22 protein-coding genes are annotated in these 24337 nt (G+C 62.8%); 11 read left to right on the plus strand and 11 right to left on the minus strand.

The features are described 5' to 3' along the window. Nucleotides 1-34: 34 nt before the first annotated feature. Entirely contained in the window at nucleotides 35-985 is a 951-nt protein-coding gene (locus AC1RME_RS07605) for a FecR domain-containing protein (protein WP_096819976.1), read from the minus strand. Continuing rightward, nucleotides 982-1488 (minus strand): sigma-70 family RNA polymerase sigma factor, encoded by a 507-nt coding sequence (locus tag AC1RME_RS07610; RefSeq protein WP_096819977.1) that lies wholly within the window; start codon nucleotides 1486-1488, stop codon nucleotides 982-984. Before AC1RME_RS07610 ends, AC1RME_RS07605 begins: the two co-directional genes overlap by 4 nt. Nucleotides 1489-1786: 298 nt before the next feature. On the opposite strand from AC1RME_RS07610, the gene AC1RME_RS07615 reads away from it, so the two are divergent. The 4 genes from AC1RME_RS07615 to AC1RME_RS07630 all read left to right on the plus strand — a co-directional run bounded on the left by AC1RME_RS07615 (nucleotide 1787) and on the right by AC1RME_RS07630 (nucleotide 6782). After that, nucleotides 1787-3505 carry a hydrogenase maturation protein gene (locus tag AC1RME_RS07615; protein ID WP_096819978.1) on the plus strand — a complete coding sequence of 573 codons (1719 nt, stop codon included), beginning with the start codon at nucleotides 1787-1789 and terminating at the stop codon, nucleotides 3503-3505. An 84-nt stretch (nucleotides 3506-3589) separates the two neighbouring features. Further along, the gene (locus AC1RME_RS07620; protein WP_102621816.1) at nucleotides 3590-4453 is read left to right on the plus strand and encodes a LysR family transcriptional regulator; all 864 of its coding nucleotides are present in this window, start codon (nucleotides 3590-3592) and stop codon (nucleotides 4451-4453) included. A 110-nt stretch (nucleotides 4454-4563) separates the two neighbouring features. Next, a complete protein-coding gene (locus tag AC1RME_RS07625; protein WP_096819979.1) occupies nucleotides 4564-5709 on the plus strand; it encodes a sterol desaturase/SRPBCC family protein in 1146 nt (381 codons plus the stop codon). Between the two features lie 56 nt (nucleotides 5710-5765). Continuing rightward, the gene (locus AC1RME_RS07630; RefSeq protein WP_493091135.1) at nucleotides 5766-6782 is read left to right on the plus strand and encodes an SMP-30/gluconolactonase/LRE family protein; all 1017 of its coding nucleotides are present in this window, start codon (nucleotides 5766-5768) and stop codon (nucleotides 6780-6782) included. Nucleotides 6783-6859: 77 nt separating this feature from the next. On the opposite strand, the gene AC1RME_RS07635 is transcribed toward AC1RME_RS07630, so the two are convergent. From AC1RME_RS07635 to AC1RME_RS07650, 4 genes are all read right to left on the minus strand, one after another. After that, on the minus strand, nucleotides 6860-7045 hold the full coding sequence (locus tag AC1RME_RS07635) for a hypothetical protein (RefSeq protein WP_096819981.1): 186 nt from the start codon (nucleotides 7043-7045) through the stop codon (nucleotides 6860-6862). Between the two features lie 107 nt (nucleotides 7046-7152). Next, nucleotides 7153-7395 carry an HP1242/YdcH family protein gene (locus AC1RME_RS07640; RefSeq protein WP_096819982.1) on the minus strand — a complete coding sequence of 81 codons (243 nt, stop codon included), beginning with the start codon at nucleotides 7393-7395 and terminating at the stop codon, nucleotides 7153-7155. 141 nt (nucleotides 7396-7536) lie between these two features. Beyond that, complete coding sequence (locus AC1RME_RS07645; protein ID WP_096820225.1) at nucleotides 7537-9648, minus strand: PAS domain-containing hybrid sensor histidine kinase/response regulator; 2112 nt, start codon at nucleotides 9646-9648, stop codon at nucleotides 7537-7539. Nucleotides 9649-9778: 130 nt separating this feature from the next. Next, nucleotides 9779-10468 (minus strand): GntR family transcriptional regulator, encoded by a 690-nt coding sequence (locus AC1RME_RS07650; RefSeq protein WP_096819983.1) that lies wholly within the window; start codon nucleotides 10466-10468, stop codon nucleotides 9779-9781. A 151-nt stretch (nucleotides 10469-10619) separates the two neighbouring features. Between AC1RME_RS07650 and AC1RME_RS07655 the strand changes: the two genes are divergently transcribed. The 7 genes from AC1RME_RS07655 to AC1RME_RS07685 all read left to right on the plus strand — a co-directional run bounded on the left by AC1RME_RS07655 (nucleotide 10620) and on the right by AC1RME_RS07685 (nucleotide 17914). Beyond that, nucleotides 10620-11705: an ABC transporter ATP-binding protein gene (locus AC1RME_RS07655; RefSeq protein WP_096819984.1), complete on the plus strand. Its 1086-nt coding sequence runs from the start codon at nucleotides 10620-10622 to the stop codon at nucleotides 11703-11705. 1 nt (nucleotide 11706) lies between these two features. Then, nucleotides 11707-12624, plus strand: a complete 918-nt coding sequence (locus AC1RME_RS07660) for an ABC transporter permease (RefSeq protein WP_007959454.1) — start codon at nucleotides 11707-11709, stop codon at nucleotides 12622-12624. Then, nucleotides 12621-13409 (plus strand): ABC transporter permease, encoded by a 789-nt coding sequence (locus tag AC1RME_RS07665; protein WP_064597101.1) that lies wholly within the window; start codon nucleotides 12621-12623, stop codon nucleotides 13407-13409. Before AC1RME_RS07660 ends, AC1RME_RS07665 begins: the two co-directional genes overlap by 4 nt. Before the next feature lie 15 nt (nucleotides 13410-13424). Then, nucleotides 13425-14477: an extracellular solute-binding protein gene (locus AC1RME_RS07670; RefSeq protein WP_096819986.1), complete on the plus strand. Its 1053-nt coding sequence runs from the start codon at nucleotides 13425-13427 to the stop codon at nucleotides 14475-14477. An 85-nt stretch (nucleotides 14478-14562) separates the two neighbouring features. Beyond that, complete coding sequence (locus AC1RME_RS07675) at nucleotides 14563-15759, plus strand: amidohydrolase family protein (RefSeq protein ID WP_096819987.1); 1197 nt, start codon at nucleotides 14563-14565, stop codon at nucleotides 15757-15759. Beyond that, nucleotides 15756-17243: an amidohydrolase family protein gene (locus tag AC1RME_RS07680; protein WP_096819988.1), complete on the plus strand. Its 1488-nt coding sequence runs from the start codon at nucleotides 15756-15758 to the stop codon at nucleotides 17241-17243. The genes AC1RME_RS07675 and AC1RME_RS07680 overlap by 4 nt, the downstream gene beginning before the upstream one ends. Nucleotides 17244-17254: 11 nt before the next feature. Continuing rightward, nucleotides 17255-17914, plus strand: coding sequence for a flavin reductase family protein (locus AC1RME_RS07685; protein ID WP_085730718.1), 660 nt, complete (start codon nucleotides 17255-17257; stop codon nucleotides 17912-17914). Nucleotides 17915-17953: 39 nt separating this feature from the next. On the opposite strand, the gene AC1RME_RS07690 is transcribed toward AC1RME_RS07685, so the two are convergent. The 5 genes from AC1RME_RS07690 to AC1RME_RS07710 form a co-directional block, all read right to left on the minus strand. Beyond that, nucleotides 17954-18613 (minus strand): DUF799 domain-containing protein, encoded by a 660-nt coding sequence (locus AC1RME_RS07690; RefSeq protein WP_096819989.1) that lies wholly within the window; start codon nucleotides 18611-18613, stop codon nucleotides 17954-17956. Further along, on the minus strand, nucleotides 18610-18978 hold the full coding sequence (locus tag AC1RME_RS07695) for a DUF4810 domain-containing protein (RefSeq protein WP_096819990.1): 369 nt from the start codon (nucleotides 18976-18978) through the stop codon (nucleotides 18610-18612). Before AC1RME_RS07695 ends, AC1RME_RS07690 begins: the two co-directional genes overlap by 4 nt. Before the next feature lie 29 nt (nucleotides 18979-19007). Next, nucleotides 19008-19694, minus strand: coding sequence for a CsgG/HfaB family protein (locus tag AC1RME_RS07700; protein ID WP_162130490.1), 687 nt, complete (start codon nucleotides 19692-19694; stop codon nucleotides 19008-19010). 151 nt (nucleotides 19695-19845) lie between these two features. Beyond that, a complete protein-coding gene (locus AC1RME_RS07705) occupies nucleotides 19846-22944 on the minus strand; it encodes an error-prone DNA polymerase (RefSeq protein WP_217993303.1) in 3099 nt (1032 codons plus the stop codon). After that, nucleotides 22920-24335: a Y-family DNA polymerase gene (locus AC1RME_RS07710; RefSeq protein ID WP_096819991.1), complete on the minus strand. Its 1416-nt coding sequence runs from the start codon at nucleotides 24333-24335 to the stop codon at nucleotides 22920-22922. The genes AC1RME_RS07705 and AC1RME_RS07710 overlap by 25 nt, the downstream gene beginning before the upstream one ends. Between the last annotated feature and the right edge of the window lie 2 nt (nucleotides 24336-24337).

The raw sequence follows: 24337 nt of genomic DNA on the forward strand, positions 1-24337 counted from the left end.
TATAGGGTCGCGGATAGACCAGGAAGTTATGGTTTTATAACCGTGCTTCGATGCTCACCCAGTACGGGTTGTGCCAGGTGACGCGGATCGGCAGCGAACGTTCGAGCAATTGCAAGGTGCGGTCGCTGTCGTCCAACGGATAGAGGCCGCTGAGGCGCAGACCGGCGACGTCGGGGCTCAGGTGCAGAATGCCGCGACGGTAGCTGCGCAGGCTGTCGATGACTTCGCTCAAGGGACGATCACGCACTTCGAGTCGCCCTTGTACCCAGGCGCTTTCCTGCCCTTTGCTGCGTTCCAGCGCGAGGATTTCCTGCCCGTTGAACAGCAGACTCTCGCCCGCCTCCACCACTTGCCGCGCGCCGCCAGCAGTAACCACTTCGACCTGCGAATGCAGCATCACCAGCCGCGTCGAATCCTCAGCACGCTGCACCAGGAATTTCGTACCGAGTGCACGCATCCGCCCGTGCTCGGTTTCGACCACAAACGGTCGAGCCAGATTTTTCGCCACATCGACCAGCAGTTCACCGCTGCGCAACCCCAGCAGGCGCTCGACGTTATCGAATCGCGGCACCACACGGCTGCGGGCGTTCAGCGTCAGGGCGCTGCCATCCTCCAGCGTGAATTGACGGCGCTCCCCGGTCCCGGTCGACAACTCGCCGGCCTCCGGCAGCCAGCCATAACGTCGGCCGAGCAAACCGGCCAGCACCGCAATGCCGAGCACACTCAGGCTGCCGCTGATGAATCGGCGGCGACTGCTGGAGGGCGCATTCAGGCTGTGCAGCACACTCTCACGCGGCAACCCGCGCAGGTTCGATTGACGCAGCAGATTCAGCCCGCCGCCCATTTGCTCGATGATCTGTTGATGCCGTGGATCCGCCGCACGCCAGGCGTCGAACGCTGCGCGCTCCTGCAGGCTGACATCCCCTGATTGCAACAACGCCATCCACTGCGCCGCTTCGTCGATCAGCGTTTCGTCCGGCCTCATGCCTGCATCGCCTGATAGCAACGTTTGAACGCCTCGACCATGTATTGCTGCACACGGCTGGTGGACACGCCGAGGCGCTCGCCGATTTCGCTGTAGGTCAGGCCGTCGAGCTGATGGTAGAGAAACGCAGCCTTGGCCTTGGCCGACAGACCGTTGAGCAAGCGATCCACCGCCAGCAGTGCTTCGATCACCAATGCCCGTTCTTCGGGTGACGGATGCACCGGTTCTGGCGCCAGGGCCAGGCTTTGCAGGTAGGCACGTTCAAGATCCTGCCGGCGCCAGCCTTCATACACCAGCCGCCGGGCAATCGTGGTCAACAGTGCGCGGGGTTCACGTATGGCCAGTGGATCGGGCAACGCCAACACCCGAAGAAAGGTTTCCGAAGCAATGTCCTGTGCGCTGTGCGGGCAACCGAGGGTACGGCTGACTGCGGCGCACAACCATCGGTAGTCCTTTTGGAACATTTGCCCGATGACCTGGTAATGCGGGTTGTGACTCCCCATGCCTTACTCCCTGAAAACGGGCTCCACCCGCTGCGAAAATCCATGGATACGCCGGGATCGTCCGGCGTTGATCAGGGGAGCGACTGTGCAATAGCATCGAAGACATTTGAAGTAATAAAAAATCAGGATCAGCAAACCTTTGAGAATAAGGCACGTCGTCGCCACGGCAACATTGGCTGACACAACGTTGATCTCGATCAGTGGTGCCGGCCACGCCAGTCTCTAACCTTGCGCCTCCATCGATAGCCACGGACGGCTCACCGGGAGCCTGCGGCTGACCCTTCAAGGAAGAGCAATCATGCGATCACTCAACATCATTCTTTTGTCGTCGGCATTCAACGGTCTGACCCAACGTGCCTGGCTGGACCTGCGTCAGGCGGGCCATTCGCCCAGCGTGGTGCTGTTCACCGACGAAGCCGCCGTGTGCGAACAGATCGAAAACAGCGGCGCTGACTTGGTGATCTGCCCGTTTCTCAAGGACCGTGTCCCCCATGCGCTGTGGAGCAACCCGCAACGCCCGGTGGTGATCATCCACCCCGGCATCGTCGGCGATCGCGGTGCCAGCGCACTGGACTGGGCGATCATGCGCGAACTGCCATCCTGGGGCGTGACAGCCCTGCAAGCGGTGGAAGAAATGGACGCCGGCCCGGTCTGGGCTACCTGCGAATTCAACTTGCCGACAGGCTTGCGCAAATCCGAGCTGTACAACGGCCGGGTCAGTGACGCAGCGATCCGTTGCATCCGTGAAGTGGTGGAGAAATTCATCGACGGCTTTGTCCCGATGGACCTGGATTATGCCGATCCCAAGGTTCTGGGACGCCTGCAACCGAACATGAAGCAGGACGATCGCACCTTCGGTTGGCACGACTGCTCGCGCTTCATCAAGCGCTGCATCGACGCGGCTGACGGTCAGCCCGGCGTGCTCGCGAGCCTCGCTGGCGGCCAATATTACGTGTACGACGCGCACCTTGATCAGCGCACCGGGATACCCGGCGAGATCCTCGCGGTGCACGACGATGCGGTGCTGGTGGCGACCGGTGATCACAGCCTGTGGATCGGCTCGCTGCGGCGCAAACCGCAACCGGGCGAAGAAGCCTTCAAGCGACCGGCACGGCATGTGCTGGCCGGGCAACTGGCGCACGTGCCGGTGCTGGACTGGTCGATTGCCAATGCGCCGTTCAGCGACGAGGCGTATCAGCCGATCCGTTATCGCGAATCCGGGCAGGTCGGCGAACTGACACTGGAGTTCTACAACGGCGCCATGAGCACCGAGCAGTGCCAGCGCATGGTCGAGGCCCTGCGCTGGGCCAAATCCCGCGACACTCAAGTGCTGTTGATCAAGGGTGGACGCGGCAGCTTTTCCAACGGTGTGCACCTGAACGTGATCCAGGCCGCCGAAGATCCGGGTGCCGAAGCCTGGGCCAATATCCAGGCGATCGACGATGTGTGCGAGGAATTGCTCAGCGCGCGGCAACTGGTGGTCAGCGGCGTCACCGGCAATGCCGGCGCGGGCGGTGTGATGCTCGCCCTGGCGGCTGACATCGTGTTCGCTCGCGCCGACATCGTGCTCAACCCGCATTACAAAAGCATGGGCCTGTACGGCTCGGAATACTGGACCTACAGCCTGCCCCGCGCCGTCGGCCCGGCCATGGCCGAACAACTGACCCAGGCCTGTCTGCCGGTCAGCGCTGCGCAGGCGCTGCAACTGGGCATGGTCCAGGAAATCGGCCCGCGTTGCCCGGACGAGTTTGGTTTGTGGCTGCTGCAACGGGCCAATTCGGTACTGAGCGATCCGACGTATGCGCCAGTGCGTGAACGCAAGCTGCGGGTCGATCATGAGCTGATCCGCCAATGCCGCGAAACCGAGTTGCAAGAGATGCAGGAAGACATGCTGTACAACCGCAATCAGTTCGCCGAGAAGTGCCGGAATTTTGTGTACAAGCGCAAGACTTGCTGCACGCCAGCGCGGTTGGTGGAGGATTGGGCGCGAGTGCGTGAGGCTGAGCTCGCCGGTTGAGTCCCGATGCAGGTTCGCGATTTCACGATGACGCGATCGCGAGCCTGCACCTACAATGCGGGCACCTCAGACACCGGCCCGCCCATGGACATCGACCTCGCCCGCACCTTTCTGGAAATCGTCCGCCACGGCAGCCTCGCTGCGGCGGCCGAGAAGCTGTTCGTCACCCAGACCGCCATCACCGCCCGTGTGCAGAAACTCGAAAGCCAGTTGGGCAGCACGCTGTTCGTGCGCAACCGCGCCGGTGCGCGCCTGACCGCCAACGGCGAGGCTTTCGTGGTCTACGCCAATCAACTGGTGCAGACCTGGGAAGCCGCCCGCCGCGACCTGCCGCTGCCCGAAGGCTACGACAACGTGCTGCACATCGGCGGCGAGGTCAGTCTGTGCAACCCGTTGATGCTCAGTTGGGCTGCCGAACTGCGCGAGAAGATTCCCAGCCATGCCCTGCGCATGGACATCCGCGACGGCGAGAACCTGCTGCGCCAACTTGAACTCGGCGTGCTCGACGCAGCGCTGGTCTACCAACCGGAATACTGGCCGGGATTGCAGGTCGAGCAAGTGCTGGAAGAGAAACTGATTCTGGTCAGAACCCCCAACCGCCCTGCTCCCTACGTGTACATCGATTGGGGCGAGGACTTCCGCCGTCAACACGACGCCGCACTGCCGGAAAAAGCCAAGGCCGCCCTGAGCTTCAACCTCGGCCCGCTGGCCCTGCAATACATTCTGGAGAACGGCGGCAGCGGCTATTTCCGCACGCGGGTGGTGCGCACCTATCTGGACAGCGGCGCACTGGAAACCGTCACCAAAGCCCCGGAATTCGGCTACCCGACCTACCTCGTCTACTCCCGTGACCGCGATTCGGCGACGCTGCAGCAGGCATTCGATCTGCTGCGCGAAGTGATCAAGGCCGATGACGACTGGTCGCAACGCTGGAACCCGTTGAGCTGACGACCGCTACACACCGGAGCATGGCAGTTGTGACCTCAAGGTAGACCCTGCACAAACGGTGGGATCGGCTAATCTGCCGGGTATAACGACAATATCCGCAGGTGACCGCAGTGAGGCAGACCACCGAGGCATTTCGCAGCCGCTATCGTGCGGCGATTCATCCGCTGTACAACCCGTGGCTGCACGGCGCCTTCGTGCTGCTGTTCGGAGTGCTGGCCATCGGCGGGTTCTGGAGTAGCGCACATCAGGTGCGTCCATTGGAATGGCTGGCTCTGCCGCTGACCTTGCTGTTCTTCAATTTCGGTGTGTACGTGGTGCACCGCCACCTCGGGCATCACAAGAAAGCCTTCGCCAAGATGTTCTATGCCCGTCATGCCGGCGACCATCACAGCTTCTTCACCCCCGGCCACATGACCTGGGACAGCGCCCGCGACTGGCGGGTGATCCTGTTTCCGGCGTGGCTGATCGTAGTGCACACGCTGGTGATCACCCTGCCCCTGTGGTGGCTGTTCGCGCAGGTCAACGCCAACGTCGCCGGACTGTTCGGCGGCAGTATGGTGCTGGGCTACCTGACCTACGAGGTGTTTCACGCCTGCGAGCACTTGCCGGCGCAACACCCGCTGAGCCGCCTGCCGTGGATTCGCCAGATGCGCCGTCTGCACGAGTTGCATCACCGGCGCGAGCGCATGCAGGAGCGCAATTTCAACATCGTCCTGCCCCTGATGGATTACCTGTTCGGCACCCTCTATTGGGAGCCGGAGCCCGTCCCTTTGACCGATTCGAGAACGCCCATGACCCGCATGCAGCATCCGATCGACATCGCCGGCGACCCGATTGCCGTACTCGCCTATGCCGCCACCGTCAGCCGCTGGCCGGAATGGCACCCTTCCTCGCTGAAAATCGATGGTCCCGCAGGGCCGCTGCATGCCGGCGCGCGTTTCGAGGAAGACATTCATGCCGGTGGCCGCGAAGGCCATTTGAGCTGGGAAGTCACCGAATACCTGCCGGGACGACGCTGGTGTGCCCGGGCCCAGGGCGATCATGGATTGTCATTGCATCTGACCTACGAATGCTCGGCCGCAGGCGAAGGTACGGCTTTCGTGCGTACTCTGGATTATCGCTTCGAGAGCCTGGGCATGCGCATCGCCAATCAGTTGCTGCTCAAGCGCCGCATCGAGCGTGAATCGGCGGCCTCGATGCTGGCCCTGCGCGACAGGGCGACCCGGCATCTGGCACTCGCGGGAGCTCACGTGTGAAGCTGCGCCATCTGATCTTGCTGCTGATTGCCCTCATCCTGGCGTTTCTGCTGCTGATGCCGACCAAGGTTGAACCGGTGGCCTGGACACCACAACCAGCACCGTCGCTGACCGAAGGGATATACACCGAAAATCAGCGCCTCAAAAGCGCAGCGCAGGTCGGCCCCAGCGACATCGAAGGCCCGGAAGCCCTGCTGCTGGAAAACGATGCGCTGATCACCGGATTGCACGATGGACGCCTGATCCGCACCAGCCTCGACGGCCAGCAGCGCAAAGTGCTGGCCGATACCGGCGGCCGGCCTCTGGGTCTGGCGCGGCACCCCAACGGCTTGCTGGTGATCGCCGACGGGGTCAAGGGTTTGCTGTCACTCGATGCCCAGGGCCGACTGATTGCGCTGACCACTGAAGCCAATGGCCTGAAGTTCGGTTTCACCGATGACGTGGCCATCGACAAATCCGGGCATTACGCCTACTTCAGCGATGCCTCCAGTCGCTGGGGTTACGGCCATGACGGCGAAGCGATCATCGAGCACGGCGGTGACGGGCGTCTGCTGCGCTATGACTTCCAGACCGGCAAGACCAGCGTCCTGCTCGATAAACTGGAATTCGCCAACGGCGTGACCCTCGGCCCGGAAGACGCCTATGTGCTGATCAATGAAACCGGCGCCTACCGCATCAGCCGCTATTGGCTGACGGGGCCCAAGGCCGGCACCCATGACCTGTTCATCGACAACCTGCCGGGGTTGCCGGACAACCTTGCGTTCAATGGGCGGGATCGTTTCTGGGTGGCGCTGTACACGCCGCGCAATCCGTTGCTGGATCGCACCGCCGGCCATCCGTTCGTGCGCAAGATGCTGGTGCGGGCGATGACCGTCCTGCCCAAACCGCTGGAAAAACGTGGGTTCGTGTTGGGGCTGGATCTGGACGGCAAGGTGATCGCCAATCTGCAGGATGCCAGCGCCGGCAATTACTCGCCGATCACCACGGCGCGCGAGTATGGCGACTGGTTGTATTTCGGCTCGCTGAAGGCCACGCACATGGCGCGGATGCCGCTGGATGCGGCCTTGAAATGAAGGCCTGAAATTCGTGTTGAACCGGCGGGCGCCATCGCTGCGATGCGGCGGGCCGACGATCCAGCGATGGCGGACGGTCAGTTGTTGGACCGATCGAATTTTTCCGGGTCTTCATCTTCCGGCAGATCCGCGATCTTCCGTTCCTCCTCAGGATGGCGGACGGTATGCGCCGGGCTGTTGGGCTCGGGATGCGTGGGAACCGGGTCGAATGCGCCCAGCTCTTCACTGGGGAACTTGTAATTGGGGAGCTTGGGTTTGTTCATGAGGCACCTCGCAGAGAGTCGCCAAGTGAAGACTCTGTACATTCGAGGTGCCGTCGTGGCTGTCGTTCCAGTCGTGCACCACCGAAGATCAATGGCGCGACTGACGGTCAGGTTCGCGCCTGCAACTGCTGAACGATCTTGTCTTTGACCTGCAAGCGTTTCTCTTTGAGTTTCTTCAGCGTGTCGTCGCTCGGCGCATCCGAGGTCGCCGTCTCGGCCTTGACGACTTCGGCGTCCGCCTGGGAGTACTTGTTGATCAGTGCATCCAGATGTGGATCCGCGGTGCGTTTTTGCTGGATCTCTTCCTTCGTAAGCTTCAAGTCCTGTAACAGATCATGGGTCACCGGCATGGAACACCTCCGTCAGTTGATCGGCAGCCAACGCGACCGATTGCGCTGGCCAGTTATCAGAATGGCCTCGGTTGACCGGTTCTGTCGACCACCTGTCAGACCAGCGGTGCCCGTTCGTCGCCCTTCGTTGATCCGCGACAGTCAGGTACTCAGCACCGCACGGATCATCTGCAACAACGCCTCAGGTCCGTAAGGTTTGCCGAGCAAATGGGTGTCGGGGCTGAGCTGGTGATTGCGCGAGATGATGTCCCGGGTATGTCCCGACGTGAACAGCACGGCCACCGGCGGCATTTGCACCTTGGCCCACGCCGCCAGGTCGGAGCTCTTGATCAGCCCGGGCATGACCACATCGGTAAAGATCAGGTTGACCCGGGCGCCCTCCAGCAACATCTGCATCGCCGTGTCGCCATTGCCCGCGACCAGCACGCGGTAGCCTTCTTCACGCAGCAATTCGACCGCCGACGTGCGCACCGCTTCGTTGTCTTCGACCACCAGAATGGTTTCGTTGCCGCCCGCCTGCTGACGACGCACACCGGGCGTCTCATCGATCAGCGGCCGCAGGCTGCGCGGGAAATACAACTGCACCCGCGTGCCCTCGCCGACCTGGCTGTCGATCTCGACATGCCCGCCGCTCTGTTTGACGAACCCGAACACCATGCTCAATCCGAGGCCCGTGCCCTGGCCATCGGCCTTGGTGGTGAAGAACGGTTCGAAGACCTGCTCCAGCATGTGCGGCGCAATGCCCACGCCGCTGTCGCTGACCGAGACTCGCACAAAATCCCCCGGCACGATGCCCTTGCCGACGCAGAACGCCCGGTCGAGCGAGGTGTTGGCGGCGCCGAGCACGATGGTGCCCTCGCCTTTCATGGCGTCCCGGGCATTGATCGCCAGATTGAGAATGGCGTTTTCCAGTTGGTTGCGGTCGACGTTGATGTGCCACGGTTCCTCGGGCAACTGCACATCGATCTGGATGGTTTCGCCCAACGCCCGTTGCAGCAGCTCCCCGACGCCTTCGAATATCTGCCGCGGATCACACACCGCCGGCGACAGCGGCTGGCGGCGGGCAAACGCGAGCAGTTGCGAGGACAGCTTGGCGCCGCGCTCCACCGCCGCCAGCGAGGCGCTGACCCGGCGTTGCACGTTGGCATTGTTCGGTTCGTGGCGCGCCAGCAGATGCAGATTGCCGGCGATCACTTGCAGCAGGTTGTTGAAGTCATGGGCCACGCCGCCAGTAAGGCCGCCGATGGCTTCGAGCTTCTGCGACTGGCGCAATTGCTCTTCGGCGCTCAGGCGCGCCTCAACCTCATCGGCCACACGCTGCTCGAGGTTGCGGGTGAATTTGAGCAGGGATTCTTCAGCGGTCTTGCGTTCATGAATGTCGATCAACACACCGGGGAATCGAAATGCCTGGCCCTGCTCATCGAATTCGCAACCGCCGCTGGCCAGCACCCACAGATGAGTGCCATCGGCGCGCAATACGCGGTATTCGGCGTTGTACGGTTCACCGGTACGCACCGAGTTTTCGACACATTCCTGCACCCAACTGCGGTCATCGGGATGAATGTGCGCTTCGGCAATGTGCTGCGGCAGGTTGGTCAGGTCCTGATCCGGCGGAAAGGAAAAGGTGCGGGCGAATCGCTCGTCGGCGGACAGCACGTTGTTACGCACGTCCCAGACAAACGAGCCGAGCAGTGCCCCGGCGTTCAGCGCCAGTCGAACCCGTTCGTTGTCGGCGCGATAAGCGTCTTCGGCGGCCTGGCGCAGACGCTCGGACAGCACCAGTTCAGTGGTTTCCACCACCATCGCCATCACGCCCGAAGGCACCCCGGCATCATTGGCCACCGGGCTGTAATAAAGGTCGAGCCAGACATCCTCGGGCACGCCGTCGCGCAACAGCACCAGCACTTTGTTGCGGTATTCGAGGGTGCCGCCCGCCAGACAGGTGTCGACCACATGCCGGTTGAAGTCGGCGACTTCCGGCCAGCCCAGTTCCACCGGCACACCCAACAGATAAGGGTGCCGGCCGCCGGCGAACCGCGAGTAGGCGTCGTTGTAGATCATGTAGCCGGCATGGCCCCAGAGCATGACCATCGGCAACGGCGAGGCAAGCATCAACTGTACCGTGCTGCACAGGCTGGCCGGCCAGGTTTCGAGGGGGCCCAGGTCGGTCCCGCTCCAGTCAAAGGCGCGGATGCGTCCGGCCATCTCGCCCTGCCAGCCGTCACACCCGTGGCTATCGGATAAAAACTGCATCGACTGCTTCAACGCCTTGTGGTTGGTTCGCTCGATCGCTACGCCCGATGACGTGGCGCCCGTCTGTTTCGAGCGCATCGGGCAGCGATGGTTTCATAGAGGTATAGCCGATTTCACTGGCGGCCGGCGCTCAGACTTCGATCAGGTGCTTGAGCGGGTGGTAGCCGGTCTTGAGCTTCGCAGCGACGTCGAGAATCGCCTTCTGAATGCCGTCCAGGTGCATGCAGGTCAGCTCGATGGCGGCGCTCTGATTGCCGGCCTCGATGTACTCGATCAGGCGCAGATGCTCGTCATCGCGGCAAGCTTCGTGGCTGTCGTCATCCAGCGCGGCGGCATACAGCGAGGCGCGGGAAATCAGCTTCTGGAACCAGTCGAGCAACACCGGGTTGTTCAGGCTGCGGGCCAGTTTGATGTGGAACTCGCCAAGCAGGTGAATCAGCCGCTCGTGGTCACCGGCCGCATGGGCCTCGTCTTCCAGCAGCAGGTGCTCGCGCAGGTCCTGCATCGCGGCGGAGTCCTTGCGTCGGCACAGCTCGGTGACGATGCCGATCTCGATCAGGCGCCGGGTTTCGAACAGCGAACGGATCTCTTCATCGCTGGGCAGCGACACCGACGCACCTTTATTGGGCTCGGTGGTGACCAGTCCGTCGGCCTCCAATTGCTTGAGCGCCGCTCGAACCGACGTGCGGCTGACATTGAACAATTCCGCCAGCGACGCTTCGCCCAGTTTCATTCCCGGACGCAGCGAACGCTTGCTGATCGCCTCGTAAACCCCTTGGTAGACGCGGTCGACCGTGGTTTCCAGTTTCTTCTCGGTCATTTGAAAACTCCTTCAGTGCGGGCAACGGTTCCCGGCGCGATCCCTACAAGAGCGTCAGCCAGGGAAAAAGGGGGTTGCACCCGCAGATTAATCCGGGTATTTCTAAATTGCATTCAGATATTGCATACAATAATTAGAGGATTGCACCATTATGGGTCAACCAATAGCAATTGAAGTGCGTAATGTCTCCAAACGGTACTCTGATGATCCTGGCCTCGCGCCGGCCCTCGACAACGTGTCGGTGAACATCGCCGATAACGAGTTCTTCACCCTGCTCGGCCCCTCGGGCTGCGGCAAGACCACCCTGCTGCGCACCATCGCCGGTTTCGAACACGTCAGCGACGGCGAGATCCGTCTGGCGGGCGAAACGGTGAACCACCTGCCGCCGTTCAAGCGTCGGGTCAACACGGTGTTCCAGAGTTACGCGCTGTTTCCGCACATGAGTGTCGCGCAGAATATCGCCTTCGGCCTCGAGATGCAGGGTCTTGATCGCAAGACGATTCCCGGACGGGTCGACGAGATGCTCGCGCTGGTGCAGATGGAGCACCTGGCCGGACGTAAACCGGCGGAACTGTCCGGCGGCCAGCAGCAGCGAGTGGCGCTGGCCCGGGCCTTGGCGCCGAAGCCGAAAGTGCTGTTGCTCGACGAGCCGCTGTCGGCGCTGGACTTGAAGCTGCGCAAGGAAATGCAGGTCGAACTCAAGCGCGTGCAGCAGGAAGCCGGGATCACCTTCATCTTCGTCACCCACGATCAGGAAGAAGCCCTGACCCTGTCCGACCGGATCGCGGTGATGTCCGCCGGCAAGATCCTGCAGATCGGCACCCCGACCGACATCTATGAACGCCCGCAGCACCGTTTCGTCGCCCAGTTCATTGGCGACATCAATTTCCTTCCCGGACAGCTCAAGCGCGGCGAGCACAACGAAAACATTTTCGTGCCCAACGGCATGCCGGTGGAAATCCCCTGCCCGCCGCAGGGCGTCAATGGCAGCAGCGTGCAACTGGCGTTTCGTCCCGAGCGTTCGCAACTGGTCACGGCGGACCAGCCGCATCATCTGCGCGGCGTGATCGAGGCCGTGCTGTATGTCGGCACCGCGACCCTGTACCAGTGCCGTTTGAACAACGACATCAAAGTCATGCTGCGGGAAAACAACGAAGGCCTGAACCGTGGTCGGGCGGTCGGCGAGCGCGTGGCGGTGCACCTGCCGCCCCAGGCCTGCCTGTTGATGGAGGCCTGAGATGAGCGTCAGCAGCACTTCCCCCTCCCTCAACCGCGCGCTGTTGCTCAGCCCGGTGGTGTTGACCCTGCTCGCCCTGATCGCCATTCCGCTGGGGATCATGGGCTACATCAGCCTGCTGCCGCGCAACACCTACGGCGGCGTCGACTGGCAGGCCCAATGGCAACTGCAGAGTTACGTGCAGCTGTTTTTCCAGGAAGGTTTCGACGGCGAACTGGAGCTGAACTGGGTCTACGCCCAGGCGCTGCTGCGCTCGGTGTTCCAGGCCGGTGGCACCACGGTGTTGTGCTTTCTGTTCGGGTTTCCGGTGGCGTTGTGGATGTCGAGCCTGACTCCGCGCCGGCGCAACCTGATGGTGTTGCTCATCACCATTCCGTTCTGGACCAACCTGCTGATCCGCAACTACGCGTGGCTGATCATCCTGCGTGAACAGGGCTGGGTCGCCCAGAGCCTCAACGCGCTGTTCCCGAGCGCCGGCGGCATCACCCTGCTCTACAACGACTTCGCGGTCAGCGTGGGTCTGGTCTACAGCTTCCTGCCGTTCATGATCCTGCCGATCTACTCGACCCTGGAAAAACTCGACTGGCGTCTGGTGGAGGCCGCCTATGACCTGGGCGCCAATCGCTGGCATGCGCTGCGCCGGATCATCCTGCCGCTGTCGATGCCCGGCGTGATTGCCGGTGCGTTGCTGGTGTTCGTGCCGAGTCTCGGCGCCTTCATCACTCCGGCGATCCTCGGCGGCGGCAAGACCCTGATGATCGGCAACCTGATCCAGCAACAGTTCGGCACCGCGCGCAACTGGCCGCTGGGCAGTTCGCTGTCGTTCCTGTTGCTGGGGATTCTGCTGCTGTCACTGGTGCTCTACGCCCTCTACAGCCGCAGCGCGGCGAAAACCCTGAATCGGGGAGCGAAAGCATGATCTCTCTGCACCTGAAGAAACTCCCGGCGACCCGGGAAATCAGCCTGCTGATCCTCGCCTATCTGTACGTACCGATCCTGGTGTTGATCGCCTACAGCTTCAATGCCAACCGCTCGGCGACGGTGTGGACCGAGTTCTCGTTTGCCTGGTACGGGCGGATCCTGGCCAACCCGTCGATCCAGACCGCGGCGCTGAACTCGATCATCGTCGCGACCATCGCCACCGTGTGCGCCACGGCGATTGCGCTGCTCGCAGCACTGGCGACATACCGGCCGTTCTACGGGCAGAAAATGGTCGAAGGCGGGATCAACCTGCCGCTGATCCTGCCGGAAATCGTCACCGCCGTGGCCACCCTGCTGCTGTTCATGGCACTGGGGATCAAGCTCGGCCTGATGACGGTGATCGTCGCGCACATTGGCTTCTGCATACCGTTCGCCTACCTGCCGATCCGCGCACGGCTCAACGATCTGGACAAGAGCCTGCTCGAGGCCGCCAACGATCTGTACGCCAACCCGTGGCAGGTGTTCCGCCGCGTGACCTTGCCGTTGCTGTGGCCGGCGGTGTTGTCCGGTTCGGTGCTGGCGTTCGTGGTCAGCCTCGACGATTTCATCATGACCTTCTTCGTCGCAGGGCCCGGTTCGACCACGTTGCCGGTGTACATCTTCTCGGCGATCAAGGCTGGCGTAACACCTGAGATCAACGCGATTTCGACCCTGATGCTGGTGATTTCCATCGTGCTCGTGGTGCTGGCCTTCTGGCTCGGCCAACGCGGCAAACAACAATAAACCTGGAGCGCTCTCATGAAATTGAAAAACATGCGTCTGGCAGTATCCGGTCTGGCCCTGAGTTGTTTCACCGCGTTCGGCGCCCACGCCGCCGAGCCCAAGGAATTGTTCTTCTACAACTGGACCGATTACTACCCGGTGGACCTGCTGGCCAAGTTCGAAAAGGAGACCGGGATCAAGGTCACCATGGACGGCTACGACAGCAACGAAACCCTGCTCGCCAAGTTGCAGGCCGGCGGCGCCGCGTATGACGTGATCGTACCGTCGCAGTCGATCATGCAGACGCTGATCAAACAGGACCTGCTGCTGGAAATCGACACGCCGACCCTGAGCAACTTCCAGTACGTCAAAGGCCCGTTCCGCGATCCGAGCTTCGACCCGGGGCGCAAGTTTTCGGCTCCGTACCTGTGGGGCACCACCGGTTTTTCCTATGACAGCGCCCGCGTACCCGGCGGCAAACTCGACGACTCGTGGAAAGAGTTCTTCGAACCGCGCAAGGAACTGCAAGGCCAGCTCGCCGCCCTCGACACCTCCAGCAGCGTGATCAACGCCGCCAGCCATTACCTGAATGTCGACGAATGCACGGAAAACCCGCAGGACGCCAAACGCATCCTCGAACTGCTGCAAAAGCAGAAACCGTTTTTGAAGATGTACAGCTCCGACAACACCGTCGACCGCATGGCCTCGGGCGAAGTGATCATGATGCAGAACTGGAACGGCTCGACGGCCCGCGCCACGTTGCAGAAGAGCACGATCAAATACGTGTACCCGAAAGAAGGCCTGGCGATGTTCCAGGACAACTTCGCCGTACCGAAAAGCGCCCCGCATCCGGGCAACGCGAAGATCTTCATCGACTGGATGATGAAACCGGAAAACGCGGCGGCCGTGTCCAACGCGATTGCCTATGCCAACGGGATTCAGAGCGATCAGTTGCTGGACGCGAAATGGAAGGTCATGGATGCGATCAACATGCCCGAAGAGTACGCCTCGCGGCTGCGTCCGGAGAAGGAATGCAGCAACAAGGCGCGGGAGCTGCAGGATCGGATTTGGTCGAAGCTTAAGGGTTGATTGCCTGACTTGAACCGGTGGCGCGGCCATCGCTGGCATGCCAGCGATGAGGCCCACCCAGACAACATAGAAACAGAGGTATGAAATGTCCCACCCCCGCTGGCTCAGAAACATCCGACCCTACGGCGCCCCCGGCGAAGACCTGCTGATCGAAAACGGCAAGTTCACCCAACGCCGCCCGGCCTCGAACACCCCGCTGGCTACCACCGACATCGACGGCCAGAACCAGCTACTCACCGCCCCGCTGGTGGAAAGCCACGTCCACCTCGACAAGACCCTGTACGGCCAGCCCTGGCGCCCGAACAGCGCCGGCCCGACGCTCAAGGACTACATCAGCAACGAGCGCCGCGTCCTGCGCGAAGTGAAAGCGCCGATTGCCGAACGCGCCGGCGCCCTGCTGGAAAACTGCATCGCCCGGGGTTCGCTGACGATGCGTTGCCACGTCGACATCGACCCGGAATTCGGCCTGCGTCACGTCGAAGCCATGCAACAACTGCGCGAAACCTACAGCGACCTGATCGACCTTCAACTGGTGGTGTTCCCGCAAACCGGCCTGATCAGCCGCCCCGGCACCGCCGAGCTGATGCGCGAAGCCATGGCCCTGGGCGTGGAAAACGTCGGCGGGCTCGACCCGTGCGGCATCGACAACGACCCGATCGCGCAACTGGATTTCGTGTTCAAACTGGCCAGTGAATTCCAGCGTGGCGTCGACATTCACCTGCACGACAAAGGAGAACTGGGCCTGTGGCAGATCGCCCGGATCGCCGATTACACCGAGCGTTTCAACCTGCAGAACCGGGTGATGATCAGCCACGCCTATTGCCTCGGCATGCTGCCGTGGAGCCAGGTCAAACCCGTCGCCGAACGCCTCGCCGCGCTGGGCATTTCGCTGATGAGTTCGGCGCCGGCCGACTGCGCCGTTCCGCCGTTTATGGCGCTGCGCGAGACCGGGGTCAACGTGTGCCTGGGCTCCGACGGTATTCGCGATGCATGGTCGCCGATGGGCAATGGCGACATGCTGGAACGGGCGATGTTGCTGGCGTTCCGTTTCGACCTGGGCAAGGACGATGAATTGGCGGCGGCGTTCGAAGCGGCGACAGTCAACGGTGCGCGCGCATTGGGGATCGAGGATTACGGTTTCGCCATCGGCCGGCCGGCGGACTTTCTGCTGATGCCGGTCGAGACGCTCGGTGAAGCGGTCGTTTCGCGCCCTGTGCGTCAGGTCTATCGCGGCGGCGAATTGATCGCCGGCGGCGGTCGCTTGCTGGGCAGCCGTCTGTGAAACGGATCGGCCTGAAGGCCGGTTGCGTGGTCGGCTTCGACGGCACGCAGCATGTGTTGTGGCGTGACGGTGAAGTGGTATTCAGCGGATCGCGCATCGAGTTTGTCGGGCGCGGTTACCAAGGGCTTGTGGATCAGTGGATCGACTACGGCAATGCGCTGATCGGCCCCGGTTTCATCGACCTCGACGCCCTCGGCGACCTCGATTCCACGGTGCTGACCCTGGACAACGGTGACGAACGCAGCATGGGCCGGATGTGGTCTGCGGAATATCTGGCGACCGGCCCGCGTGAGTCGTTCAGCCCGGAAGAAGAGGTCTTCAAATACCGCTACGCCTTCACCCAGTTGATCCGCAATGGCATCACCACGGCGATGCCGATCACCTCGATGTACTACCGCGAATGGGCGGAAACCTACGACGAGTTCGCCGCTGTCGCCGACGTGGCGAGCGAACTCGGGCTGCGCACCTATCTCGGCCCCTGCTACATGAGCGGCATGAGTTACTGGCGCGCCGACGGCACCCTCGCCCACCACTGGGATGAGGCGCGGGGTCTGGCTGGGCTGGACGCGGCCGAACGGTTCTTCAAGGATTTTGATGGCGCACACGCCGGGCTGATTCGCGGTGCGCTGCTGCCGGATCGTATCCAGACCTGCACCCCGGCGCTGCTTCAGCGCACATCCGCCCTGAGCCGCGAACTGAACGCACCGATGCGTCTGCATTGCTGTCAGGCGCAGGGTGAAGTGGCGATGGTCGAGCAATTGCGCGGTGCTTCGCCGCTGGGCTGGTTGCAGCAACTCGACCTGCTCACCCCGCGGAGCCTGTTGCCCCACGGCATCTACACCTCGGGCGATGACGATTTGCAGCGGGTCATCGACGGCGGCGCGAGTCTGGTGCACTGCCCACTGGTGTTCGCCCGCGACGGCGAGGCACTGAATTCGTTCGGACGTTATCGCGCCAAGGGCATCAACTTCGCCCTCGGCACCGACACCTGGCCGGCGGATTTGCTGGCAAACATGCGTCACGGTTTGAACATCGCACGGTTGATGGAGGGCGGCCCGGCGCTGACAAGCAGCCTCGATCTGTACAACGCCGCCACCCTTGGAGGCGCCAAGGCACTGGGCCGAGACGACCTCGGTCGGCTGGCGCCGGGCGCCAAGGCCGACATCACCGTATTCAGCCTGCGCGGCCTGCATCTGGGCCCGTTGTTCGACCCACTGAAAAACCTGCTGCTGGCCGGGCGCGGCGACGACTGCATTGCCAGCTACATCGACGGTCGTTGCGTGATGCACGACGGTCAGGTCAACGGCGTCAATTACCCCACTCTGCAACGCCAGGCGCAACGCCAATACGAAAAACTGATGCGCAGCCACAGCGACCGGGCCACTGGCCGACCGGACTGGAAAACCCTGTTCCAGCCGGCCATTCCGTTCGCCGATGACTACAGCGCCGAAGCGCCGTTGAGCGCCATCGATCCACTTCTTTAGAGAACACTGCCATGCACAGCTTCGATTTCAGCCAACTGAGCCCACGGGAAAAGTACAAGATTCTGATCGGCAGCGTGGTGCCGCGCCCGATTGCCCTGGTCACCACCATCGACGGCGAAGGCCGGGTCAATGCCGCGCCGTTCAGCTTCTTTAATGCGCTGTCGGCGGACCCGCCCATTCTCGCGCTCGGCGTGGAGAACTACGGCGACCAGAGCCCCAAGGACACCACCCGCAACATTCAGATGAACCAGGAATTCACCGTCAACATCGTCAACGACGCGCTGGTGGAAGCCATGAACGTCTGCGCCGTACCGTTCGCGCCGGGTTTCGATGAGTTGACCGCTGCCGGCCTGACGGCAATCCCCGGCACTTCGGTCAAATGCCCACGCATCGGCGAAGCACCAGTGGCGCTGGAGTGTCGGCGGATGATGGCGCTGAACATCGGTCAGTCGCGGGAGATCATTTTTGGCGAGGTGTTGATGGCGCATGTGCGCGACGAGTTGATCGACCCGAAAACCCTGTACATCGATCAATTGGGGCTGGATGCGATCGGGCGCATGGGCGGCCATGGTTATGCACGGACCCGGGATTACTTCGATTTGCCGACCCGCTCGTTGCAAGCGTGGACGGAGGCACCGGGGGGTGGCGAGCGGTTCTGGCCCGCCAAATAAAACGGCGGCTCACCGAGGTGGGCCGCCGTTACAGGTCGATCAGTCAGTGCCGTACTTCGGCGACCGTGGCCCGTACAGCAGGCCTGCCGGATGACCGGCCGACAGCAGACGATTGCTGGCCACACCGGCAATCGGGTAGCCGGCATCGGTGGAGCTGTTGACGATCTGTTTCACCGCAGCGGTGATCAGTGCGCCGATCAGGCCGCCGCCACTGTTGTTGCCGCCCTCTTCGCTCGACGCCCGGGCCGAACCGGTCCACAGGGTGGTGCCGGTTTTCAGGTCGACCAGTTTGGCGCTGGCGGTCACGGCGGTTTCGCTGCTGATCACCATGTAACGTGTGCCGTACTCACTGACGGTGATGTACAGCGCCGCGTCGGCGCCGAAGATTTCCTGCAGTTTGTTGGCCGGCGCCTGATGGATGTCATCCGGCGTGGTCAGGCCGTTCTGGCGGAACGTCTCGTCGACCAGCGTGATCGGCAATACGTAGTAACCGGCTTCGGCCAGCGGGAACGTCACTTGCGACAACAGGCTGTAGGACGCCTTGACGTCCGGCGAGGTGTTCAGCGGTGGCAGCACCAGAATGGATTTCGGGCGCGCTTGCTTGTACGCCGAATAGTCCACGGCCTTCGGGGCAACGCAGCCGCCGAGAACGGTCAGCGCCAGGCCCGCGGCCAGCAGTTTCAGGGCGCGCGCGATCATTTGGCGTCCCCGGTCTTGGCGTTTTTAAGCAGAAAATCCATGTACGTGCCGGACTCGGGGAACAGGGTCTTCTCGGTGCGCAGTTGCTGCACCATCTGATCGTCCTTGCCCATGCTCAGGTACAGCAGACCGAGGTGTGCGTGGTAACCCGGCGGGACGGGCTTGCCACTGGCGCGGATCTTTTGCAGATCGGCTTCCAGCGCTTCGGCCTGGGCCTCTTTCGGCGTTTCGCTTTTGAAGTATTCGTAGACTTGTGGCTGGTAGCCTTCCCACTGGTACAGGGTTTGCGGGCTGCTGCAACCAGCCAGCAAGGCGCTGGCGGTCAGTGTCAAGGCCATCAACGGCCGGGACAGGGACAGATTCATGGTGTGTTGCTCCTTGCGATGGGCGTCTATCAGTTGCCCGGTTTCCAGGCACCGGCGTTCATGCCGTCGACCAGGCGATTGATCGCCTCGCGCATGGCCAGATCGAGGACTTTGCCGTTGAGGGTGGAGTCGTAGGCAGCAGTGCCGCCGAAGCCGATGATTTCGCGGTTGGACAAGGCGTATTCGCCGGCGCCCTGGGTCGAATACACCACTTCGGAGGTGCTGATGTTGACGATGTTCAGGTTGACCTTGGCGTAGGCGACCTGGGTCTTGCCACGGCCGAGAATGCCGAACAGTTGATGATCGCCGGTCTCTTTGCGGCCGAACTCGGTGACGTCACCGGTCACCACGTAATCGGCGCCTTTCAGACGCTGGGCCTGACCCTTGATCGCCGCTTCCTGCTGGATTTCGCCCATGTTGTCGCGATCGAGTACGGAGAAACGGTTGGTCTGCTGCAAGTGAGTGATCAGGATGGTCTTGGCCTGACCGCCGAGGCGGTCAACGCCGTCGGAGAAGATCCCGCGCATGTAGCTCGAACGGTTGTCGAACTTGCCCACGGCCATCGGGATACGGACACCGGACCAGGCCTGAGAGGCACTTTCCACCTTGGCCACCGGCAGTGCGCGGGAGCTTTCGGTGGCGCAACCGGAAAGCGAGCCGGCCAGGGTGCCGAGGACGGCAATCGCAACGCCCGAGACCAACATCCGGGAGATCATTCTCACTGTGCATTCCTTCTGAAAAATGATGTGTCCCGGCACCGCAAAGTCGTGGGGGATCGGGAAAGGGGCGGCATTATGCCAAAGTGCCACCATTGAGGACAGGTTTTTTTGACGCCAGCAAATTGGCTTTCGGATCACCCAGCAGCCGTCAGTGGAAATCGCGGCTCTGCACCCGAATCCCGTTGAGCAACGGGCTGAGGTCACTCAAGCGTCCGGCAATCAGATGCCGGACTTCGCCTTCACGCTCCCAGCGGCCATCGACCTTGAGCAATTGCGAGCCGACCAGCACCTGACGCTGGCGCTCGGCCAGATCGCGCCAGACCACCACGTTGACGTTGCCGAACTCGTCCTCCAGCGTCACGAAGGTCACGCCGCTGGCGGTGGCCGGTCGTTGGCGGCCGGTCACCAGCCCGGCCACGCTGACCGGTCGCCCGTGCTCGACCTCCAGCAACTCCCGGGAACTGCGACAGCGCCGCGCCCGCAACTCGTCGCGCAACAACGTCAGCGGATGCGGCCCCAGCGTGGTTCCGAGGGTGGCGTAGTCGGTGAACAGGTCTTCGCTGACACTCGGTTTGGGTAGCAACACATCCGGTTCTTCCTGACTCGGCAACCCGGCAAACAGTCCAAGCTGTTTCTGCACCCCGGCCACTTCCCAGCGCGCCCGATGGCGGTGACCGGCCAGGTCACGCAAGGCCCCGGCATCCGCCAGCAATGCCTGGGCTCGACTGTCGAGCCCGGCCCGTTCGCCCAGATCGGCGACATCGGCAAACGCGCCCCTCGCCCGAGCGCTTTCAATGCTCCGCGCATCCTCTTCGCGAAAACCCTTGATCATGCGCAGGCCCATGCGAATCGCCGGTTGCTCGCCGGCAATCGGCTCCAGGCTGCAATCCCAGTCACTGGCGCGCACGTCCACCGGGCGGATCTGCAAATGATGCCGACGGGCGTCCTGAAGAATCTGATCCGGGCTGTAGAAACCCATCGGCCAACTGTTGATCAGCGCACAGGCGAACGCCGCCGGTTCATGGCACTTGAGCCAGCAACTGGCATAGGTCAGCAAGGCAAAACTGGCGGCGTGGGACTCGGGAAAACCGTAACTGCCAAAGCCTTTGATCTGTTCGAAGATCTGCGCGGCGAATTCCGGGGTGTAGCCGTTTTTCTTCATGCCGGCAGCCAGCCGCTCCTTGTGCGGTTCCAGCCCGCCATGGCGCTTCCACGCGGCCATGGAGCGGCGCAACTGATCGGCCTCGCCGGGGCTGTAGTCGGCGGCGACGATGGCGATCTGCATCACCTGTTCCTGAAACAGCGGCACGCCGAGGGTGCGTTTGAGCACCACTTCCAGCTCCGGTGACGGATAGGTTGTCTTTTCCTCCTTGTTCCGGCGGCGCAGGTACGGATGCACCATCCCGCCCTGGATCGGCCCCGGCCGGACGATGGCCACCTCGATCACCAGGTCGTAGAAGTTCTGTGGGCGCAGGCGCGGCAGCATCGACATCTGCGCCCGGGACTCGATCTGGAACACGCCGATGGTGTCGGCGCGGCTGATCATGTCGTAGGTCGGGCGATCGTCAGGCGGGATCGTGGCCAGGCTCAGGTCCTGATAGCGATGACGGCGCAGCAGGTCGAAACAGCGGCGGATCGCGCTGAGCATGCCCAGGGCAAGGATATCCACCTTGAGCAGCCCGACCGCGTCGAGGTCATCCTTGTCCCACTGGATGATGGTGCGGTCGGCCATGGCGGCATTTTCCACCGGCACCAGGGTGTCCAGCGGTTGCTCGGAAATCACGAAACCGCCGGGGTGCTGTGACAGGTGCCGGGGGAAGCCGATCAGTTGCCCGGTCAGGCTCAGCACCCGGTGCAGGATCGGGCTGTCCGGGTCGAAGCCACTTTCGCGCAGGCGTTCCACGGGCGGCGTTTCATCGCTCCAGTGGCCGCAGCAGTCGGCCAGCGCATTGATCTGGTCCGGCGGCAGGCCCAGCGCCTTGGCCACGTCGCGGACCGCGCCGGCGGCATGATAGGTGCTGACCACCGCCGTCAGCGCCGCACGACGGCGGCCATAACGACGGAACACGTATTGCAGGACTTCTTCCCGGCGCTCGTGCTCGAAATCCACGTCGATGTCCGGCGGTTCGTTACGCTCCCTCGACATGAAGCGCTCGAACAGCAGCGTGGTGCGATCCGGGTCGATCTCGGTGATGCCCAAGGCAAAACACACCGCCGAGTTGGCCGCCGAACCCCGGCCCTGGCAGAGGATTTTCTGCTTCCGGGCGTAACGCACCACGTCATGCACAGTGAGGAAGTAGCTTTCGTAGCCGAGCTCGGCAATCAGCTCCAGCTCATCGTCGATCTGTTTGAGCACCTTGGGTTGCGCGCCTTGTGGCCAGCGCCAGGCGATGCCTTCTTCGGTCAAATGACGCAGCCAGGAACTGGCGTCGTGTTCCTCGGGCACCAGCTCTTTGGGGTATTGATAGCGCAACTGGCCGAGGTCGAACGTGCAGCGGCGGGCCAGCCTCACCGATTCGTCCAGCAAGGTCTGCGGATACAACTCGCGCAACACATCGAGACTGCGCAGATGCCGCTCGCCGTTGGGGTGTAGACGCAATCCGGCCTCGGCCACCGGGACGTGGTGACGGATCGCTGTCATGGTGTCCTGCAAGGCCCGCCGGCCACGGGCATGCATGTGCACATCACCGCTGGCCACCGCTGGAATCTGCAACTCACCCGCCAGACTCAGCAGCGCGGCCAGCCGCTGTTGATCGTTCTGCCCGCGATGCAACTGCACCGCCAGCCACAAACGTTCGCCGAAGGTCTGTTTCAGCCAGCGGCCCTCTTCCACGTCGTCGACCGCCTCCGGCACCCACAACACCAGCAACCCCGGCAACGGTTCGCTGAAGTCCTCGCGCAGCACTTGATACTGGCCTTTCTGCGTACGCCGTCGAGCCTGGGTAATCAAGCCGCACAGCGCCTGATAACCCTCGATGTTTTCTACCAGCAACACCAGTTTCGGGCCGTTCTCGATGCGGATTTCGCTGCCGATGATCAGCGGCAGCTCCACGAACTTGGCCGCCTGCCAGGCACGGACAATTCCGGCGAGGGTGCACTCATCGGTGATCGCCAGCGCCTGATAGCCGTGTTTTTTCGCCCGTTGGAACAGCTCCAGCGCACTGGAGGCACCGCGCTGGAAACTGAAGTTCGACAGGCAGTGCAGCTCGGCATAACCCTGATTCACGCAAACCAGCCCTGCAGCCATAACGGGCCGCCCTCACCCACCGCCCGGTACGCCCAGCCTTGCTGGCCGGCGCGGTTTTGGATCAGGTAATAGTCGCGGCGCACGTCGTCACCGTCCCACCAGCCGGATTCGATCCGTTCCGGGCCCATGAGGATGCGCGCCGAACCTTCGGGCACAGTCTGCGGCTCGCCCAACAACCAGCCCGGACGCTGCACGCCCGGCAATGCAGGGCAACGCTGTTTGTCATCGGCGTTCTGCCACGCGCACTCCGGGCGATGATCGGCCTGAAAGCGCAGGCCCTGCACCGCCTCATCCCCCAGCCGTGCCCGCAAGCGTTCGCGCAATTGCTCCCAGGGCAAGGTCTGTTGCGGGCGGTCGTCGAACAGTTCCTGGAACTGCGGCACGAAACTCGGCAGATCCTCGGCGCGCAGACGAAAACCGCGCACCGGGGCCTCGACCTGCACTTGCTCCAATCGACCACGGGCCAATTCAAAGAGCATCGCCGGATCGCGCTCGGCGCTGAGCAGGCCGACCTTGATCAGCGTGTCCGGCAGCCCCGCATGTTCCAGATGCAGATCGAAGCGCTGTACGCCACTGTCGCGCCCGCACAAAAACGCCGACAGATCGGACGTCAGGCGGCGTAATGGAAACAGCAGCGCTTGATGGGACTGCACGTCGAAATTGAGTTCGATCCGCACATCGAAGCGATCCGGCGGCAGGTAGAAGGCCAGCGCCAATGGCCGTGCGCCGAACAGCGTGTCCAGATGTTTGAGCATCGGTGCCTCGAAACGCCGGGCCAGGGCCTGACGCGGCAGGCTCTGCACCTGATGAAGGTTGCGCAGCCCCATGCGCGACAGCGCCGTGGCCACGCTCGGCTCAAGCCCGACGCGGTCGACCGGCAGTTGCCCGAGGTGATGACGCAGGGCTTCACCGTCGGGCACCACCAGGCCGTCATAGGCGTTGGCCAACACCCGCGCCGCCACCGGGTTGGGCGCGGCGACGATGCGGTGACGAAAGCCCAAGTCCGTCAGTTCCGTGCGTAACCGTGCTTCGAACTGCGACCAGGAACCGAACAGCCCGAGGCTCGACTCGATCTCGAACACCACGGTACGCGGGTAATGCACGCTGACCTGGGCGCTGAAACGATAGGCCCAAGCCGCGAGAAACTGCTGCCAGTGCTCGACCTCGGCCGCATCGTAATCGACGGTGGCGAAACCTTTGCTCATGGCCTGCGCGGCGGTCATCGACTGCCCCGGACGCAAGCCCAGCGCCCGCGCCGCCGGGTTGACCGCTTGCAGCACCCGGCGCTGGGCCGGGCCGCTGAGCAGCGCCAACGGTTGGTCGGGATCGGGGCGCTGACGCAGCACGGCGTCGAGGGCCAATTGCGGGAACAGAATGCAAACCCAGCGCATGG

It is taken from the genome of Pseudomonas sp. GW822-FHT03F08, assembly GCF_058801265.1.

Excerpts from the sequence above, each read along its gene's own strand:
- AC1RME_RS07605 (WP_096819976.1), bottom strand. The coding sequence starts at position 985 with ATGAGGCCGGACGAAACGCTGATCGACGAAGCGGCGCAGTGGATGGCG.
- AC1RME_RS07610 (WP_096819977.1), bottom strand. The coding sequence starts at position 1,488 with ATGGGGAGTCACAACCCGCATTACCAGGTCATCGGGCAAATGTTCCAA.
- AC1RME_RS07615 (WP_096819978.1), top strand. The coding sequence starts at position 1,787 with ATGCGATCACTCAACATCATTCTTTTGTCGTCGGCATTCAACGGTCTG.
- AC1RME_RS07620 (WP_102621816.1), top strand. The coding sequence starts at position 3,590 with ATGGACATCGACCTCGCCCGCACCTTTCTGGAAATCGTCCGCCACGGC.
- AC1RME_RS07630 (WP_493091135.1), top strand. The coding sequence starts at position 5,766 with ATGCCGACCAAGGTTGAACCGGTGGCCTGGACACCACAACCAGCACCG.
- AC1RME_RS07635 (WP_096819981.1), bottom strand. The coding sequence starts at position 7,045 with ATGAACAAACCCAAGCTCCCCAATTACAAGTTCCCCAGTGAAGAGCTG.
- AC1RME_RS07640 (WP_096819982.1), bottom strand. The coding sequence starts at position 7,395 with ATGCCGGTGACCCATGATCTGTTACAGGACTTGAAGCTTACGAAGGAA.
- AC1RME_RS07645 (WP_096820225.1), bottom strand. The coding sequence starts at position 9,648 with ATGCAGTTTTTATCCGATAGCCACGGGTGTGACGGCTGGCAGGGCGAG.
- AC1RME_RS07650 (WP_096819983.1), bottom strand. The coding sequence starts at position 10,468 with ATGACCGAGAAGAAACTGGAAACCACGGTCGACCGCGTCTACCAAGGG.
- AC1RME_RS07655 (WP_096819984.1), top strand. The coding sequence starts at position 10,620 with ATGGGTCAACCAATAGCAATTGAAGTGCGTAATGTCTCCAAACGGTAC.
- AC1RME_RS07660 (WP_007959454.1), top strand. The coding sequence starts at position 11,707 with ATGAGCGTCAGCAGCACTTCCCCCTCCCTCAACCGCGCGCTGTTGCTC.
- AC1RME_RS07665 (WP_064597101.1), top strand. The coding sequence starts at position 12,621 with ATGATCTCTCTGCACCTGAAGAAACTCCCGGCGACCCGGGAAATCAGC.
- AC1RME_RS07670 (WP_096819986.1), top strand. The coding sequence starts at position 13,425 with ATGAAATTGAAAAACATGCGTCTGGCAGTATCCGGTCTGGCCCTGAGT.
- AC1RME_RS07675 (WP_096819987.1), top strand. The coding sequence starts at position 14,563 with ATGTCCCACCCCCGCTGGCTCAGAAACATCCGACCCTACGGCGCCCCC.
- AC1RME_RS07685 (WP_085730718.1), top strand. The coding sequence starts at position 17,255 with ATGCACAGCTTCGATTTCAGCCAACTGAGCCCACGGGAAAAGTACAAG.
- AC1RME_RS07690 (WP_096819989.1), bottom strand. The coding sequence starts at position 18,613 with ATGATCGCGCGCGCCCTGAAACTGCTGGCCGCGGGCCTGGCGCTGACC.
- AC1RME_RS07695 (WP_096819990.1), bottom strand. The coding sequence starts at position 18,978 with ATGAATCTGTCCCTGTCCCGGCCGTTGATGGCCTTGACACTGACCGCC.
- AC1RME_RS07700 (WP_162130490.1), bottom strand. The coding sequence starts at position 19,694 with ATGATCTCCCGGATGTTGGTCTCGGGCGTTGCGATTGCCGTCCTCGGC.
- AC1RME_RS07705 (WP_217993303.1), bottom strand. The coding sequence starts at position 22,944 with ATGGCTGCAGGGCTGGTTTGCGTGAATCAGGGTTATGCCGAGCTGCAC.
- AC1RME_RS07710 (WP_096819991.1), bottom strand. The coding sequence starts at position 24,335 with ATGCGCTGGGTTTGCATTCTGTTCCCGCAATTGGCCCTCGACGCCGTG.